At 58.2% G+C, this 14,796-nt stretch carries 17 protein-coding genes; 9 read left to right on the forward strand and 8 right to left on the reverse strand.

From position 1 onward, the window contains the following. From rsmG to D1227_RS02870, 3 genes are read left to right on the forward strand one after another with little or no spacing between them, the layout of a single operon-like run. A complete protein-coding gene (gene rsmG / locus D1227_RS02860; RefSeq protein WP_119403695.1) occupies positions 1-621 on the forward strand; it encodes a 16S rRNA (guanine(527)-N(7))-methyltransferase RsmG in 621 nt (206 codons plus the stop codon). Continuing rightward, positions 614-1,429 (forward strand): ParA family protein, encoded by an 816-nt coding sequence (locus tag D1227_RS02865; protein WP_119403696.1) that lies wholly within the window; start codon positions 614-616, stop codon positions 1,427-1,429. The genes rsmG and D1227_RS02865 overlap by 8 nt, the downstream gene beginning before the upstream one ends. Beyond that, positions 1,429-2,346, forward strand: a complete 918-nt coding sequence (locus tag D1227_RS02870; protein WP_119403697.1) for a ParB/RepB/Spo0J family partition protein — start codon at positions 1,429-1,431, stop codon at positions 2,344-2,346. The genes D1227_RS02865 and D1227_RS02870 overlap by 1 nt, the downstream gene beginning before the upstream one ends. Here D1227_RS02870 and holA read toward each other — a convergent pair. Genes holA through D1227_RS02890 form a run of 4 tightly spaced genes read right to left on the reverse strand, consistent with a single transcriptional unit; the run spans position 2,324 to position 6,891 of the window. After that, positions 2,324-3,376, reverse strand: a complete 1,053-nt coding sequence (gene holA / locus D1227_RS02875; protein ID WP_119403698.1) for a DNA polymerase III subunit delta — start codon at positions 3,374-3,376, stop codon at positions 2,324-2,326. The genes D1227_RS02870 and holA overlap by 23 nt on opposite strands. Then, positions 3,373-3,858 carry an LPS assembly lipoprotein LptE gene (lptE, locus tag D1227_RS02880; RefSeq protein WP_119403699.1) on the reverse strand — a complete coding sequence of 162 codons (486 nt, stop codon included), beginning with the start codon at positions 3,856-3,858 and terminating at the stop codon, positions 3,373-3,375. Before lptE ends, holA begins: the two co-directional genes overlap by 4 nt. After that, complete coding sequence (leuS, locus tag D1227_RS02885; protein ID WP_119403700.1) at positions 3,855-6,416, reverse strand: leucine--tRNA ligase; 2,562 nt, start codon at positions 6,414-6,416, stop codon at positions 3,855-3,857. The genes lptE and leuS overlap by 4 nt, the downstream gene beginning before the upstream one ends. Before the next feature lie 43 nt (positions 6,417-6,459). Continuing rightward, positions 6,460-6,891 carry a DUF3576 domain-containing protein gene (locus tag D1227_RS02890; protein ID WP_119375694.1) on the reverse strand — a complete coding sequence of 144 codons (432 nt, stop codon included), beginning with the start codon at positions 6,889-6,891 and terminating at the stop codon, positions 6,460-6,462. Positions 6,892-7,003: 112 nt separating this feature from the next. Between D1227_RS02890 and D1227_RS02895 the strand changes: the two genes are divergently transcribed. Beyond that, complete coding sequence (locus D1227_RS02895) at positions 7,004-8,164, forward strand: porin (protein ID WP_158586550.1); 1,161 nt, start codon at positions 7,004-7,006, stop codon at positions 8,162-8,164. A 49-nt stretch (positions 8,165-8,213) separates the two neighbouring features. Then, the gene (locus D1227_RS02900) at positions 8,214-8,654 is read left to right on the forward strand and encodes an NtrZ family periplasmic regulatory protein (protein ID WP_119403702.1); all 441 of its coding nucleotides are present in this window, start codon (positions 8,214-8,216) and stop codon (positions 8,652-8,654) included. Here D1227_RS02900 and D1227_RS02905 read toward each other — a convergent pair. Beyond that, positions 8,651-9,289: a thiamine phosphate synthase gene (locus D1227_RS02905; protein WP_158586551.1), complete on the reverse strand. Its 639-nt coding sequence runs from the start codon at positions 9,287-9,289 to the stop codon at positions 8,651-8,653. The genes D1227_RS02900 and D1227_RS02905 overlap by 4 nt on opposite strands. Between D1227_RS02905 and D1227_RS02910 the strand changes: the two genes are divergently transcribed. Further along, a complete protein-coding gene (locus D1227_RS02910) occupies positions 9,288-9,956 on the forward strand; it encodes a YggS family pyridoxal phosphate-dependent enzyme (protein WP_119403704.1) in 669 nt (222 codons plus the stop codon). The two genes, D1227_RS02905 and D1227_RS02910, sit on opposite strands and share 2 nt — an antisense overlap. Here D1227_RS02910 and D1227_RS02915 read toward each other — a convergent pair. Next, positions 9,953-10,462, reverse strand: a complete 510-nt coding sequence (locus D1227_RS02915; protein ID WP_233349443.1) for a L,D-transpeptidase family protein — start codon at positions 10,460-10,462, stop codon at positions 9,953-9,955. The genes D1227_RS02910 and D1227_RS02915 overlap by 4 nt on opposite strands. A 107-nt stretch (positions 10,463-10,569) precedes the next feature. Between D1227_RS02915 and D1227_RS02920 the strand changes: the two genes are divergently transcribed. Beyond that, positions 10,570-11,259: a response regulator transcription factor gene (locus tag D1227_RS02920; protein WP_119375698.1), complete on the forward strand. Its 690-nt coding sequence runs from the start codon at positions 10,570-10,572 to the stop codon at positions 11,257-11,259. On the opposite strand, the gene D1227_RS02925 is transcribed toward D1227_RS02920, so the two are convergent. Both D1227_RS02925 and D1227_RS02930 read right to left on the reverse strand, forming a co-directional pair. Next, positions 11,256-12,071 carry an exodeoxyribonuclease III gene (locus D1227_RS02925; protein WP_119375699.1) on the reverse strand — a complete coding sequence of 272 codons (816 nt, stop codon included), beginning with the start codon at positions 12,069-12,071 and terminating at the stop codon, positions 11,256-11,258. The genes D1227_RS02920 and D1227_RS02925 overlap by 4 nt on opposite strands. Positions 12,072-12,141: 70 nt before the next feature. Continuing rightward, the gene (locus tag D1227_RS02930) at positions 12,142-13,011 is read right to left on the reverse strand and encodes a DUF3108 domain-containing protein (protein WP_119375700.1); all 870 of its coding nucleotides are present in this window, start codon (positions 13,009-13,011) and stop codon (positions 12,142-12,144) included. Between the two features lie 215 nt (positions 13,012-13,226). On the opposite strand from D1227_RS02930, the gene rpmB reads away from it, so the two are divergent. Both rpmB and cobS read left to right on the forward strand, forming a co-directional pair. After that, positions 13,227-13,520 carry a 50S ribosomal protein L28 gene (rpmB, locus tag D1227_RS02935; RefSeq protein ID WP_119375701.1) on the forward strand — a complete coding sequence of 98 codons (294 nt, stop codon included), beginning with the start codon at positions 13,227-13,229 and terminating at the stop codon, positions 13,518-13,520. A gap of 290 nt (positions 13,521-13,810) precedes the next feature. After that, complete coding sequence (gene cobS / locus D1227_RS02940) at positions 13,811-14,794, forward strand: cobaltochelatase subunit CobS (RefSeq protein WP_119375702.1); 984 nt, start codon at positions 13,811-13,813, stop codon at positions 14,792-14,794. Positions 14,795-14,796 lie beyond the last annotated feature (2 nt).

The following is a 14,796-nucleotide window of genomic DNA, read 5'->3' on the forward strand; positions in this document are numbered from 1 at the left end:
ATGACTGAGCTCGAGGCGAAACGAGCGTTAAACGCGCTCGGTGTTTCACGTGAAACAAAGGTCAAACTGGAGCGCTATGTGGGGCTGCTGGAGCAATGGCGGCAGCGTATGAATCTTATCGGGCCCAGGGAGATGGATCACATATGGGCCCGCCACGTCCTCGATTGCGCCCAACTTATTCCTGTGGTGGGGCTGGATTCGCAGGTGCTGGATATCGGTTCAGGCGCAGGTTTTCCCGGTCTGGTATTGGCTTGCGCAGCAGCCGATGGCGAGGGACATGTCACCATGGTCGAATCGGTGGGGAAGAAGTGCGCTTTTCTGTCTGCGGTCATCTCGGACCTGGGCCTGTCGGCAAGTGTATCGAACAACCGTGTCGAGGCGCTCGAAGTCAAACCCGCTGACTTTGTTACAGCTCGCGCTCTGGCGCCGCTGCCTCGGCTGATTGAATACGCTTCGGCTTGGATCGGCAAAGGTGCAACAGCTCTCTTCTTTAAAGGCGAGCACTGGCGAGAAGAATTGACGCAAGCACAGGAATGCTGGAATCTCGCCTATGAGGCGATTCCGAGTCGTGCAAATGAGACCGGGGTCATTTTAAAGATAATGGAGGCGACACGTGTCTGATACCGGCACCCGTATTCTGGCAATAGCCAATCAGAAAGGGGGCGTCGGCAAGACGACTACCTCCATTAATCTCGGAACGGCGCTGGCTGCTGTCGGCAGGCGGGTCCTGGTTGTGGACTTTGATGCCCAGGGCAATGCATCGACGGGGCTCGGAATTATGCGTGCCGACCGCAGGCTGACGAGCTATGATGTCGTTGTAGATCGGACTCCTCTTGACGAGGCGATCCTGACCACGCTTGTTCCGCGTCTGGAAATTGTCCCGGGCGACGAAAATCTTTCAGGGGTTGAAACGGAGCTTGCTGAAGATCCGCGCCGGTCCTACCGCCTTCGAGAAGCCATACGGGACCACGTGGCGAAGGTCGCCCATGATCCGGATAAGCGTTATGACTTTATATTGATCGATTGCCCACCATCCCTATCGTCACTAACGATTAATGCGATGACCGCCGCGGACGCCTTGCTGGTTCCGTTGCAGTGCGAGTTTCTGGCGCTGGAGGGCCTGAGCCAGTTGCTTCGGACAGTGGAAGTGGTCCGCTCCGGACTCAACCCCCAGCTTGATATACAGGGTGTGGTTCTGACGATGTACGACAAGCGCAACAATCTCTCTGACCAGGTCGCGGATGAGGTGCGCGAAGTCCTTGGGAACAAGGTTTACAAGACGGTGATTCCTCGCAATGTCCGTCTTTCCGAGGCGCCAAGCTTTGGCAAGCCTGCTTTGCTGTATGACTATCGTTGCCCGGGCAGCGAGGCCTATATCCGCCTGGCGTCCGAGATGTTGCAACGGGAACGGATGAGGGCGGCTGCGTAATGGCTGCAGAACCCAAACCAAAAGCCAAACGGCTTGGACGTGGCCTGTCGGCCCTGATCGGTGAGGTCGAGGGGGTTGGTTCCTACTCGGGTGAAGAGGGTGAGGCGCCGCCGGTCACCGACGCGTCCACGATCGCCATCCGCGACATTCGGCCAAACCCGCAACAGCCGCGACGCTATTTTGGCGAGACAGAGCTTACGGAGTTGGCCGAATCCATCCGGGCAAAGGGTGTGCTGCAAGCCATACTTGTCCGGCCGGATCCGAAGGAGACCGGGAAATACCAGATTATCGCCGGGGAGCGCCGGTGGCGCGCTGCGAAGCAGGCGGGTCTGACCGAAATACCAGCTATGATTCGGAATCTCGATGAACTCGAATTGCTCGAGATCGGGATTATTGAAAACGTTCAACGGACCGACCTTAATCCGATTGAGGAAGCCGAAGCCTACGGCGCACTGATGAAGCGGTTCGGTCGCACGCAGGAAGGACTGGCCGAAAGCGTCGGCAAGAGCCGGGCCCATATCGCTAATACGATACGCTTGCTCAACCTGTCAGAAACAGCGCGCAATCACCTGCGAGAAGGCCGCATTACAGCCGGTCACGCGAGAGCCGCTTTGGGTGCGCCCGATCCGGATGCCGTAATCGCAATGACGGTCCAGAAGAATCTAAGCGTTCGTGATGTGGAGGGCCTGGTCAAGCGCGCGAAGGATGACGGGTCTCTGGATGCGATCGCTCGGAAGGTTGGAACAAGCGAAAAGGATGTCGATACAGAAGCGCTTGAAGCGGACTTGTCGCGCGCGCTCGGCCTGGACGTTGATATTCGCCACAAAGCGACGGGTGGTGAATTACGCATAAAATACAGGGACTTGGAGCAACTGGACGATCTTTGCCGGAAGCTTACCGCGAAGCGGTCATCTTAGCGCGTCCCGCCGCAGACTTGACGATATTCAAGAGCAGGATCCGGATTGCAGCGTCTGCCGCTGGTCCGCTTTCCTTTGCCTGGAGTTCGTGATCGTTGAGCGAGGCGAGAAGCCTTGTCAGCGCGGCTGCTGACCACCGATCCAATCTCGAACGGAAGGCGGCCCATTCCGACTGCCACACCGGGGGTTTCAGCTTCATGCCGATGTTTCCTCCTGTGCCTAACAGGCTGCGAGCCTGTAGCAGGCGTTTGGCCTCCATATCAATGAGGCGCAGAATCGAAATCGCTGACGTACCCGCTTCCATGACGCGCTCGTACTCCAACAGGCAAGCCGGCCCGTTTCCGTCAAAGGCGTGCTGAATCATGTCACGAAGACTTGAGTCGGCGTCGGTGAGGGAAAGGCGCCGGATGTCATCCACCGAAATCGCTCGACCAAGATTGCGACCATAGAGGGCGAGCTTTTCGGTTTCCTGGTTGGCCAGGCCGCGGTGACCCGGCAATTGTGCTGTGAACCGGTCTAGTGCATCTGTTTCAATTGCTACAGCATCCGCCTCAAGCCGGGAGGCTACCAGATCCCGCATGGATTGTTCGCTATCAGCAAAAACGTGAATAGCTGCAGCTGACTTAGCTGATTCCAGTCCTGATCGGAGTTTCGACCGTTTGTTTAGGGCGCCGTTCAGCACAATGAGCTTGTTGGTGAATGGTGTTCCAGCGGCATCGGCCTGCTCAACCAGGTCCAGGATCGGTTTGGCGACCTTTTCTCCCGAGGTCCGGATCCGAACGATGTCGACTTCCCCCAGCAAAGAGGATGTCTCGATTTTATTGAACAGTAGCGCTGGATCCCGACGAACGTCGTCGTCGTCGAGCGTCAGGACATTTGCCTGTCCGCCTGCAGATTTCGACCAGCCCGCAGCAATCTGATCTGCCGTGTCACTTACAACGCCGTCATCGTCGCCAAAAACGAGGACGCACCAGATGGCGGGATCAGGGCTTCGGATCTGGCCAGACAGCGCAGAACCCTTGATGATCATTGTTCGGACTGTACCTGGATGCGAAGGCGGTCGACAATTGTTCTCGCCAACTCTTCCATCGCGCGCTCGGCTGCGTAACTTTGCGCTGAAACATCTGTGTAGGGAGACTGGGTCGCTGCAAACGGAACCTGGGATTCGGCATTGCCGATAATCGGGCCGTCAATTGTCTGAAGGACGTAATCACCCGTAGCCGTGTAGTACGACCGTGATACCGCACCGTCTGGAAGCAGGGTTGCGCGCTCAACGCGCTCGTCAAGCGTAACGGTTAGGACCGCGCCGCTTTCAATTCCGGGCAATCCGATCGCCAGGTCGCGCAAAAGGGCCTGACGCAACATGTAGCCTGAACGTCCCGGTATATTGTCTACCGCTATTGATTGGCCCGAGAAGGAGCCTGAGGGATCTTGGCCAGCATACAGGGGCCGAAATCCGCACGCGGAGACCGCTAGCGTGGCGACGAGGAGGACGGAGATAAGCCGTTTCATGCCACTACGATATTCACGATCCGGCCCGGGACGACAATCACTTTCTTGATTACCTTTCCATCAAGGAAAGCTTTGATATCCGGGCTCGCGAGTGCGATTTTCTCGATCTCGTCCTTGGCCGCTGACTTTTCAATCGCAATCTCGCCCCGGCGCTTGCCGTTGACCTGAATGGGAAGTGTAACGGTTGTTTCTTCCATCAGGGCCGGGTCCGACATTGGCCATGCGGCATCCGAAACGAAACCTTTCTCGCCCAGCGCTATCCAGCATTCTTCCGCCAGGTGCGGCATGAAGGGGGTCAGGCAGACGGCTAGCATCCGGGCGCTTAGTTTGCGGGTTGCGATTGTTTCTTCTGCAGCGCTCTCGGCTTTCTTGAGCGTGTTGACCCAATCATGGCAGGCCGCGATCGCGGCATTGAAACGAAACTCGAGAATTGCCTTGTCGATTGCTGCTGCCATGCGATGGGAGTACTTGACCAATGGCGTGGCGTTTGCGGTTTCGTCTGCCGGGCCTGCCTCGCAAATACGATCAAATATGGTCCAGACACGCTGGACGAAACGTGCCGCACCTTCCGCGCCTGACTGGGTCCACTCTACATCACGCTCCGGTGGGCTGTCGGAAAGAACGAACCAGCGGGCCGTATCGGCGCCAAAAGTCGCGATGATTTCGTCTGGATCGACGACGTTCTTCTTCGACTTGGACATCTTCTCGATGGGCCCAACGGTCACAGGTTCGCCTGTGCCCGCAAGCACAAATGCTTCGCCGCGTTTCTCAACCTCGGACGGCTCCACCCATTTTCCATCGGGGCCTTTGTAGGTCTCGTGGGTCACCATGCCCTGGGTGAAGAGACCGGAAAAAGGCTCGCCGGACGGCAGGTCGAGTTCGCGGACATCCCGAAGGGCGCGCGCGATGAAGCGCGAATAAAGCAAGTGCAGCACCGCATGTTCAACGCCGCCGACATACTGGTCAACGGGGAGCCAATAGTCTCGTTCTTCACGGTTTTCGGGGCTGGCAAAGCGCGCATAGTACCAGGAAGAGTCGACAAAGGTGTCGAGTGTATCGGTCTCGCGCTCGGCTTTTTTGCCGCATTTCGGACAGGCTACGTGTTTCCAGGAGGGGTGGTGGGCCAGCGGATTGCCCGGTTTGTCGAAGCTAACATCCTTTGGCAGGACAACCGGCAATTCGGCCTCGGGCACCGGAATGATGCCGCAGTCCCCGCAATGGATGACCGGTATCGGACAGCCCCAATAGCGCTGACGAGACACGCCCCAGTCCCGAAGCCGATAGTTTACGGTGCCGTGACCCCGGCCCATGGATTCGATGCGCTTGGTCGCCTCAGACTTAGCGTCCTCAATGCTAAGACCGTTCAGGAAGTCCGAATTGAAAATTGTCCCGGGGCCGACATAAGCCTCGCTGTCGACATCGAAGCTCGTCGCATCTGCCTCGGGCGGAAGGACGACCGGTCTGACCGGCAGGTCGTACTTGCGCGCGAAATCAAGGTCGCGCTGGTCGTGTGCAGGGCATGCAAAAATTGCTCCGGTTCCGTAACCCATGAGAACGAAATTGGCGACCCACACGGGTAACGTCACAGCTGGGTCGAACGGGTGGGCCACCCGAAGACCTGTATCGATGCCGACTTTCTCCGCTTTCTCGATTGCTTCTTCGCTGGTGCCGATCCGGGCGGCATCCTTCCGGAAGCTTTCGATGCGAGAATCGTTGGTGGCGAGTTGCAGGGTCAGAGGGTGATCTGGTGACAGGGCGACAAAGCTTGCGCCGAACAGCGTGTCCGGCCGCGTCGTAAAGATTTCGATTCCCTCTTCAAAGCCGTCGGGGGCGCCGCCTTCGAAAAGGAAGCGCATCTGGAGGCCTTCGGAACGGCCGATCCAGTTTGCCTGCATTGTCCGGACTTTCTCCGGCCAATTCGTAAGGGTCGAGATGCCGCTCAACAGCTCTTCCGCATAGTCCGTTATTTTGAAGAACCACTGCGTCAGCTCGCGTTGCTCAACCGGCGCGCCGCTTCGCCAGCCTTTGCCGTCGATAACCTGTTCGTTGGCGAGCACGGTATTGTCTATTGGATCCCAGTTGACCTTGCTGGCTTTACGATAGATCAGCCCGGCTTCAAGGAGTTTGAGAAAAATCCTCTGTTGTTCGCCATAGTAGGCTTCGTCGCACGTTGCGAACTCCCGGCTCCAGTCCAGAGTGAGGCCCAGCTTGTCGAACTGGGCCCGCATGGCGGCGATATTCTTGTAAGTCCAGTCACCGGGATGAATGCCGCGCTCTATTGCGGCATTCTCGGCAGGAAGCCCGAATGCATCCCAGCCCATCGGGTGGAGCACATTGTAGCCATGCGCCCGCTTGTGCCTGGCAACGACGTCGCCCATCGCATAATTTCGCACGTGTCCCATATGGATGCGTCCCGATGGATACGGGAACATTTCAAGGACGTAGCACTTCGGCTTATCGCCGGCTTCGCTGGGCGATTTCGCGCGAAACAGGTCGGCTTCTTTCCAGGCCTGACGCCAATGGGCTTCTGCAGCCTGCGGATCGTAACGAGACGGCACTCTCGGCCCCTCCCGACAAATGATTTTCTTCAGTGTGGACTGGTTAGCTGAGCTCAGAAGATTTCAGAACGCGTGCGCGCGTCAAAATCGCATTCTCAAGCTGGATTCCGGTTTCCGGATCAACTTCCGCGTCTCGCCATTCGCCATTGTCATTGACCTGGCGGAAAACCGAAACCTTGACGCCGTCGGCGCGAAGCCGGGAATCTAGGATGTAGACTGTTGCCTTGATCCGCTCGCCTTCCGCACCCGGATAGGATTTCCAGTCATAGTTGATGATGCCGCCAACGGGATCGGCGCCATCGAGCGGCAATGTGCTCAGCGTATCGAGGCTGGCGCGCCAGAGATAGGGGTTCACCCCGCCGCGGAGGTCCTGGACGACGCTGGATTGCTGGTCACCGCTCCCGCCTCCGAATAGGCAGCCGGAGAGGGCAAAGGCGCTGGCGACTGCAACAAACGTCTGGATTGTACGCTTCATGACACGGATCCTGTCGGCAATATCTTTATCATTCCGGGTCTGTATAGCATTTGGGACTTCACGGACCAGAGCCGTTCTGCGGTCGGCGGCAGAAACTATTGGAGGCCAAGGCATGAGGATTACGGTATTGGGCGGCGCAATGCTTGCTGGAGCGGCGCTTTCTCCATTGGCCATGGCGCAATCGGCGCCGATCGAGTTCGAGTCCGATCTTGAAGCCGTAACCGTCATTGCGGCGTTCCATGACACCAGGGCGGGGACCGATAGCGAGGACGTTCTTTATGAAGTCACGCTGGACAACCGGTTTGAAAAGGTTCTCCAGAATGGGCTTCAGATCGGCGGCAGGCTTACACTTCGTGGACAGCGTGATCATCCGGCGCGGCCCGGTTTCCTCGGTCGGTTTGGTGGAGCGCCCGGGCCTAGTGGTGCTTATTCCGGCCTTTCAGGAGAGGGATCGACGAGAGATACGGGTGCGCGCGGCCAGCTTGAGGCGGCGTATCTTGAGTTCGATGGCGGTTATGGCGAGTTGCGCATTGGCCGCGATCGTGGAGCCGCGGCGCGGTTCTGCGAGGGCGCTCCGAGCGCTCTGACTCACGCGTCGATTAGCAACGCGTATCTCGATCCAGACGGCATCAAGATTATCCGGACCAATCATGACCTGACCGGCCCATCAGCAAAAATTAGCTATGCTACGCCTCGAATTTTGGGCCTCCGGGCGGGCGCATCGTTTACCCCGGACGCAGAGGCGGCGGGTTTGGATCGGAATGTACGGGACATGTCTGCCGACCTCTCCGATGCGGTAGAATTAGCGCTGAACTTGTCGCGGCGGCTGCGTGACTCTGGCGTCCGAATCGATGCGGGATTAGCCTGGTCGAGAGCCGAAATCGACTTTGCTGGTTCCAGCGCGCGCGACCGTGTTGGAACATGGTCGGCGGGCGCCAATCTCGAATTCGACAGCTTCGAGGTCGGTGGATCCTGGATCAAAAGCGACAATGGCTTTGCTGGCGCCGACTACACGGCTTGGGAGATTGGCGTCGCAACAGAACTGGCCGATACGGAGATTTCGCTCAACTATGGTGAGGCAGAGGATGATCTTGCGGGCCTGGTGGGCGATGGCATAAGCCTTGCCGCGCGTCGTGACATTGCAAATGGTCTGGAGCTTGCAGTTGCGTACCAGGACGAGGTCCTCTCATCTGCGGGCAGAGACTTTGGGGGCCGGGGTGTTGTGGTAGAAATCACACTGAAGGGCGATTTCTTGAGGATAAACAGCAATTAATCTTCTCTTAACGCGTTTTACTGCTTAATTGGGGACGAGAAGGTGAGTCATGCGACTGAGAATAGCAACAGTTTCAGCGATTGCGCTTTGCGCTGCGGGCCATGCGGCCGCGCAGGCTGAGCCCGTTGAGCTGGGTGCGCCCACGGTTGCAGAGACTGATGAGGCGGAGCCCGACTGGTATCGGCAGTTCACTCTCAGTTCGCCGTCAAGCGAAATGCCCATCTGGCAGACGAGTCCGAGCAAGGAAGTTCGGCTGGCTTGGGTGAAAGGCGACAAGTGGCAACTTAGCGTCGACCTTACGTCTCGCCCAGACGACTCGCCGTTGGCCCGTGAGGAAATGCGCGCCGGTGCAGAGTTTCGTATTACGCCGCGCATAAGTGTTGGCGGTTCCGTCAGTGTTGGCGCGAACGAGCTCAACGGAGCTTTCGACCAGTTGCAGGATGAGGCGGTTGAAACTGGCATCCGTCTGCGGTCTGCTTTTAAGTTCTAAGCTTCCGGCCTGTAGACTTCGCCCAGTCCTGATACCGAGGCGAAGCCCGACAGTTTGCTGACACGCTCGGCATTTTCTGATGTGACCCCTCCCAGCGCGTAGACGGCCATTCCGGCGTTGCGCCCGAATGAGGCAAACCGTGAAAGCCCGATTGGCGTTCCTGCGCTTGGGCTGTCAGATCGGAAAATCGCAGATACCAGAATCGCGTCCATCCCCAGGCATCGCGCGCGGCGCAACTCTTCGACTGAGTGGACGCTCATTGTCTGTATGCCAAGCTTCTGGGAGCGCAGGACTTTGGTGGCGGCAAGTGTAAGCCGGGCAGGCCAGTGAACACCGCCCGCACCAATACGGATAGCAAGAAGCGGATCCGCGCTCACGATAAGCTGCCGAAACTGCGCGCGACAAAGTTTGCCCAGCTGCGGGGCCAGTTTCAATTGGTCAGGACGGCCGAAATGCCTGAATAAAACGCCAATTCCAGCAGGTAGCGCCTCAATCGTTTCAAGCAAGTCAGGCGTTCGATCGGGATCGGTGACGAACAGCCCAGCCGGCAAGGATGGCGGCAGATGGCCGCGCGCGATACGCACGGCATTCCTGAACTTGCGGTCGGCCGCAGCTTCATGCTTCATCGCGCTCATGCCTAGCACCACCCTTATTGATGCGATAGCCGCAAACCGCGCTTCCATTCTGTCAGCAATGGAGGCGGCGTCTGATAACCCGATCGAACTGATCGCCGTATCCAAGCGCCAGCCCGATGAGCGAATTGAAGCAGCGCTTGAATGCGGGCACCGGATTTTTGGTGAGAACCGTGTTCAGGAAGCTCAGGAGCATTGGGGAGGTCGTCGTGATATCGAGGGATTGACGCTCCACCTCATTGGGCCGTTGCAAAGCAACAAATCCGAGGATGCGGTCGCATTGTTCGATGTTATCCAGACAGTCGACCGGCCGAAGATTGTGCGAACACTTGCGCAGGCTGCAGAGAAGATCGGTCGCACACCGGATGTGTTTATCCAGGTCAACACCGGCCAGGAGCCGCAGAAGGCCGGCGTGTTGCCGTCCGGCCTGGCTGACTTCGTCGCCCTCACGCGAGACACCTATCCTGGGCGGCTGGTTGGTTTGATGTGCATTCCGCCGGTCGATGAGCCGGCCGGGCCGCATTTTGCGTTGCTGTCGAAGCTGGCGGCGCGGCATGGACTTGAGAAGCTCTCAATGGGAATGAGCGCCGATTACGCTTTGGCAGCATCATTCGGTGCGACTCATGTTCGTGTGGGCAGCGCTTTCTTCGGCGAGCGGGAATCCGACTAGTCAGCAATTTCAAGGATGCTGCCCGGACCGCAGCGCGACAGCACTTCCAGCATGTCGGACTTTGAGACCGCAATGCAGCCCTCGGTGCTGCGATAGTCGTCATGAGCCAGATGGAAGAAGATGGCGCTGCCGGCGCCGGGGATAACGGGCGCAGAATTGTGGTCGAGTTCGACGATGACGTCGTAGACCGGATCCTCGCGCCACAGACGTTCGCAACTCGCAGGGTAAGGCAGGCGGACTGGCCTGTTGTACATGGGATCGTTCGGTGCATCGCACCACCCATCATGGGGCCGCAGCGGGACGGTCGTCAGGCCGGTTTGGGGCCGAGCCAGCCGGTCGGGCCGCCAGAACACTCGTTTCATTGCCCAGAGTCCAACGGGCGAAGCGCCGTCACCTTCAGCCTTCACGCTCGCATCGATCATGCCGCTCTTGCCATAGGCGCAATTCATGGCAAGGCCCTCGCCCACGAGATTGCCATTTCCAGATGCCCTAAAGTGTGCCGTCACGAGATCGCTCCCAAAAATGTGATATGACCGTCATCTAAAGATTTGCTGATAGCGTGCATCCGGTTTGCAACGCAGTTTCATTCACTACCCAGCCTTGGAGATGGCCAATGATGAGCAAGAAGACAATCCTGCTTGTCGATGACGACGAAGACCTGCGCGCTGCTCTCGCCGAACAGTTCGGGGTACACGACAGTTTCGAAACTGTAGAAGCGGCAACAGCATCCGAGGCTCTGTCCCGAGCGGAAAGTGACCGCCTCGACCTCATTCTCCTTGATGTCGAACTGCCTGACATGGATGGTCGCGAGGCCTGCAAATTGATGAGGGCCCGCGGTGTGCGTGCCCCGATCCTGATGCTGACGGGCCAGGATACAGACGCCGATGCCATCCTCGGCCTCGACTCTGGTGCGAATGACTATGTAACCAAACCCTTCCGCTTTTCAGTTCTGCTCGCGCGCGTGCGAGCTCACCTTCGCAGTTTCGAGCAGAGCGAAGATGCGACTTTCATGCTCGGCCCGTACGAGTTTCATCCGGCGATGAAGCTGTTGGTGCGCGAGGATGAACGCAAGATCCGGCTGACGGAGAAGGAAACCAACATCCTGAAATATCTCTATCGAGCGGGTGGAAAGTCAGTGCCGCGCGATGAGCTTCTTTCAGAGGTCTGGGGTTACAATGCTGCGGTCACCACTCACACGCTGGAAACGCATGTTTACCGGCTGCGCCAGAAGATTGAACCCGATCCCGCCAACGCCAGACTTCTTCTCACGGAAACCGGCGGCTACCGCCTGCACGCCGGTTAGGGGCGCTGAAAGCTCGAACTGACGGGCGCGTGGTCGGATGGCTTCCAGCCGCCGCGCCAAGCCAGGTGGATCGAATAGCTGTCGAGGTCGGCCAGGCCCATGGCCGCATCATTGGCCCAGATGTGATCGAGCCGGCGCCCGCGATTGGATGCTGCCCAGTCCTTGGCGCGGTAAGACCACCAAGTGTAGAGTTTCTGGCCGTCGTCATGAAGTTCCCGCGCGATGTCAAAAAAACCTCCCGCCTCGCGCGCCTTTTCAAGGGCTTCTGTTTCCGCCGGTGTATGCGAGACGATCTTCAGCAGCTGCTTGTGCGACCAGACGTCATTCTCGTGAGGCGCGACATTCAGGTCGCCAACCAGGATTCGGGGGGAGGCGTCTGACGCCAGCGCTGAGTAGTCACGCGCCATGCTGGCCAGGAAGTCCAGCTTGTGTGCAAATTTGTCGTTCTCGTCCGGATCCGGGACGTCGCCGCCAGCCGGCAGATAGATATTGTGAATCTCGAAGCCCTCAATCCGCGCTGCTTGTACCCGGGCATGTCCCTCCCGGCAAAGCGGCTGTGGTTCAAGGGTTTCGATCGGGTGGCGCGAAACGATTGCGACGCCGTGATGTCCGCCGCCCTGCCCCAGAACCTGGTGATGAGTGTATCCAACCTCATTAAAGGCCTTCGCCGGAAACTCGCCGGTCTGGCACTTGATCTCCTGAAGGCAGAGAACGTCTGGTGCTTCAGCTTTGAGAAATTGCTGGACATTCGGCGCGCGCAGGCGGACCGAATTGATGTTCCAAGTGCTTATCTTGAAGGGGTGGAGAGCCATAACAGTGCCCTTAGCCCGCGCCGCCACTTCTGGTCAACGCGGGCGCGCAGGGCCGCCGGGCGCCTCGAGACTAGTTCGACCCTGCGGCGACTTCCGTTTCCAGCGGCTCGAATTTCAGCTTCGAAACCTGCAGCGTCACGGTACCAATCTTGTCGGTGTCCGCTTGGATCTTGACGGGCATGATTGTGCCGTTCGGCAAGGGCGCCATCCACATCCGGAGCGGGCCATCGATACCGGTGAGCGTATCCTTGTTGGCTTCGCCCTTCTTGTATCCGGCGATCTTGTCCATGGAGACGTGGCACTCATAGGCCTCACCCTTGAAACCGTCCGTCTTCACCTTCTTCAGGCCGTGGTTCTCGAAGTGAAGCCAGGTCAGCTGGCGCCCGTCGAAGATTTTCATCGGTCCGCCGCATGGGTCGTCGCCCGCGGCGCGCGGAATGAAGCCATGTCCGAGAAAGGCGGTCAGCGGGTCGCGCGCATCGAGCTTTTGCTCGGGCGTCGCCGGCGGTTCGCCAAGATTGCCGAACGCTGGGGTTGCTGTCATTGCAACATCGCTTTGCCCATAGGTCATCTCGACCCGACGGTTTTTCTTGCCGTCATTGTTCTGTGAGACATAGGCGTAGGTCTGAAGTTCATCGTCACGAACGTAGCCACTTGCAGCGAGATCCATGTCGTAATTGACGAGGATGTCAGCGAGACCGGTCGTCTTCACCTTGCCCTTGATGGCGTAGGTGTTTGGCTTCATGTCCAGCCGGAAATTGGCTTTGCCCGTAATCGGTATGATCAGCGCCCATGCTGATGCCTTGACCTCGTAGGTCATGCGAATGGGCTCACCAGACTTGATGGCGGTAAGCGGGGATGCGTCTGGCACCGTGTCGGCCATGACGGCTCCGGCCGAGACAAGGGCAACGAGACTGGTTGCAGCGATCAGTTTTTTCATGGTCGCGAATGTCCTTCATTATCTCCTATCGACCGATAGACCCTATATGTGCCTTCCAGAATGAGACCTGAACAGGGGGGCCTTCCATTTGCCGCAAATAAATCACTGTTGCGCCATGCCGCTGATGCTGAGCCTGGCGGTTGACGGATGCCGCCGCGCCGCGTATGAGCGCCGCTTCAGATTTACTCCTATCACATAGATTGAGCGAGCGCCCCATGGCACGCGAATGCGAACTTTCTGGCGTCAAGCCGATTATCGGCCACAATGTCAGCCACTCGAACATCAAGACCAAACGCCGGTTCCTGCCGAATCTGGTGAGAGTTACCTTGCGCTCCGAAGCGCTGGACCGTGCCTTTCCGATGCGGATCGCGGCCAAGACCCTGCGCACCGTCGACAAGTTGGGCGGGCTGGACGCTTACCTCGCAAAAGCGAAGGACGAAAAGCTTTCCGAGAAGGCACTGAAGATCAAGCGCGATATCGCGAAGAAGGCAGAGGGTGTCGAAGCCTAATTGCCTTAGGCTCACGAAATAAAAATGCGTCCCTTGGGGCGCATTTTTTTTGGCCGATCACCAGCGCGGAGCCAGGTTGCGAGATTGTCCTGGGTCATTTTTCACTGCGAGCTGCAGATCCTGTCCTTTGATGGGGTTCCTCTTCCAGGCCCTTTAGTGACAGTCGCTCTCGCCAAAGTCGTCTGGAAATCGGGTAATTGATCTTTACGCTGTGTCGCACTAGTCGCATTCCATTCGCGTGTTAGAACCCCATCTCACAGACGAGAAGTGATGTTCGGAGAAAAGATGCTATGAGCCTGACCAGCGACACGGATGCTCTGACCGGCCTTGAGCCAACAGAAGAAATCAAGGTCCGAGACGTTTTTGGCATCGAAACGGACATGGTCGTTCATGGCTTCAAGGAGAAGACGGAGTACGTTCCGGAAATCGATGAAGCTTACCGGTTCGATCCCCAGACGACGATGGCGATCCTTGCCGGGTTCGAACACAATCGCCGAGTGATGGTTCAGGGCTATCACGGTACCGGCAAGTCGACCCATATCGAGCAGGTCGCCGCGCGGCTGAACTGGCCGATGATCCGGATCAACCTCGACAGCCATGTCAGCCGGATCGACATGGTCGGCAAGGACGCGATTGTCCTGCGCGACGGCAAGCAGGTGACCGAATTCCGTGAGGGCATCCTTCCTTGGGCGCTGCAGCGTCCGGTTGCGATCACTTTTGACGAGTATGATGCCGGCCGGCCTGATGTGATGTTCGTTATCCAGCGCGTGCTGGAGGCCTCGGGCCGCCTCACCCTACTCGACCAGAACCGCGTCATCTCGCCAAACCCCTATTTCCGGCTGTTTGCAACCACAAACACGGTCGGCCTTGGCGATACGACGGGTCTTTACCACGGTACCCAGCAGCTCAATCAGGGCCAGATGGACCGCTGGAGCATTGTGACCACCCTGAACTATCTCGAGCACGATGCCGAGGTGGAGATCGTTGCGACCAAAGCACCAGACCTCGACAAGGAACTGCTGTCAAAGATGGTGCGGCTGGCAGATCTCACACGGAACGCTTTCATGAACGGCGATATTTCGACCGTGATGAGCCCGCGGACGGTGATCACTTGGGCGGAGAACTACAAGATCTTTGGAGACCTCGGTCACTCATTCCGGATGACCTTCCTCAACAAGTGCGACGAACTTGAGCGGCCACTGGTCGCAGAGATGTACCAGCGTTGCTTCAATGAGGAGCTGCCGGAAAGCGCGTTGATGGTGCGTGTCGCCTGACG

The sequence above is a fragment of the Henriciella mobilis genome, from assembly GCF_003576315.1.
Classification (GTDB): domain Bacteria; phylum Pseudomonadota; class Alphaproteobacteria; order Caulobacterales; family Hyphomonadaceae; genus Henriciella; species Henriciella mobilis.

Bases quoted from the DNA above. Each gene is read 5' to 3' on its own strand.
- rsmG (WP_119403695.1), top strand. From the start codon at position 1: ATGACTGAGCTCGAGGCGAAACGAGCGTTAAACGCGCTCGGTGTTTCA.
- D1227_RS02870 (WP_119403697.1), top strand. From the start codon at position 1,429: ATGGCTGCAGAACCCAAACCAAAAGCCAAACGGCTTGGACGTGGCCTG.
- holA (WP_119403698.1), bottom strand. From the start codon at position 3,376: ATGATCATCAAGGGTTCTGCGCTGTCTGGCCAGATCCGAAGCCCTGAT.
- lptE (WP_119403699.1), bottom strand. From the start codon at position 3,858: ATGAAACGGCTTATCTCCGTCCTCCTCGTCGCCACGCTAGCGGTCTCC.
- D1227_RS02890 (WP_119375694.1), bottom strand. From the start codon at position 6,891: ATGAAGCGTACAATCCAGACGTTTGTTGCAGTCGCCAGCGCCTTTGCC.
- D1227_RS02895 (WP_158586550.1), top strand. From the start codon at position 7,004: ATGAGGATTACGGTATTGGGCGGCGCAATGCTTGCTGGAGCGGCGCTT.
- D1227_RS02900 (WP_119403702.1), top strand. From the start codon at position 8,214: ATGCGACTGAGAATAGCAACAGTTTCAGCGATTGCGCTTTGCGCTGCG.
- D1227_RS02910 (WP_119403704.1), top strand. From the start codon at position 9,288: ATGCCTAGCACCACCCTTATTGATGCGATAGCCGCAAACCGCGCTTCC.
- D1227_RS02905 (WP_158586551.1), bottom strand. From the start codon at position 9,289: ATGAGCGCGATGAAGCATGAAGCTGCGGCCGACCGCAAGTTCAGGAAT.
- D1227_RS02920 (WP_119375698.1), top strand. From the start codon at position 10,570: ATGATGAGCAAGAAGACAATCCTGCTTGTCGATGACGACGAAGACCTG.
- D1227_RS02925 (WP_119375699.1), bottom strand. From the start codon at position 12,071: ATGGCTCTCCACCCCTTCAAGATAAGCACTTGGAACATCAATTCGGTC.
- D1227_RS02930 (WP_119375700.1), bottom strand. From the start codon at position 13,011: ATGAAAAAACTGATCGCTGCAACCAGTCTCGTTGCCCTTGTCTCGGCC.
- rpmB (WP_119375701.1), top strand. From the start codon at position 13,227: ATGGCACGCGAATGCGAACTTTCTGGCGTCAAGCCGATTATCGGCCAC.
- cobS (WP_119375702.1), top strand. From the start codon at position 13,811: ATGAGCCTGACCAGCGACACGGATGCTCTGACCGGCCTTGAGCCAACA.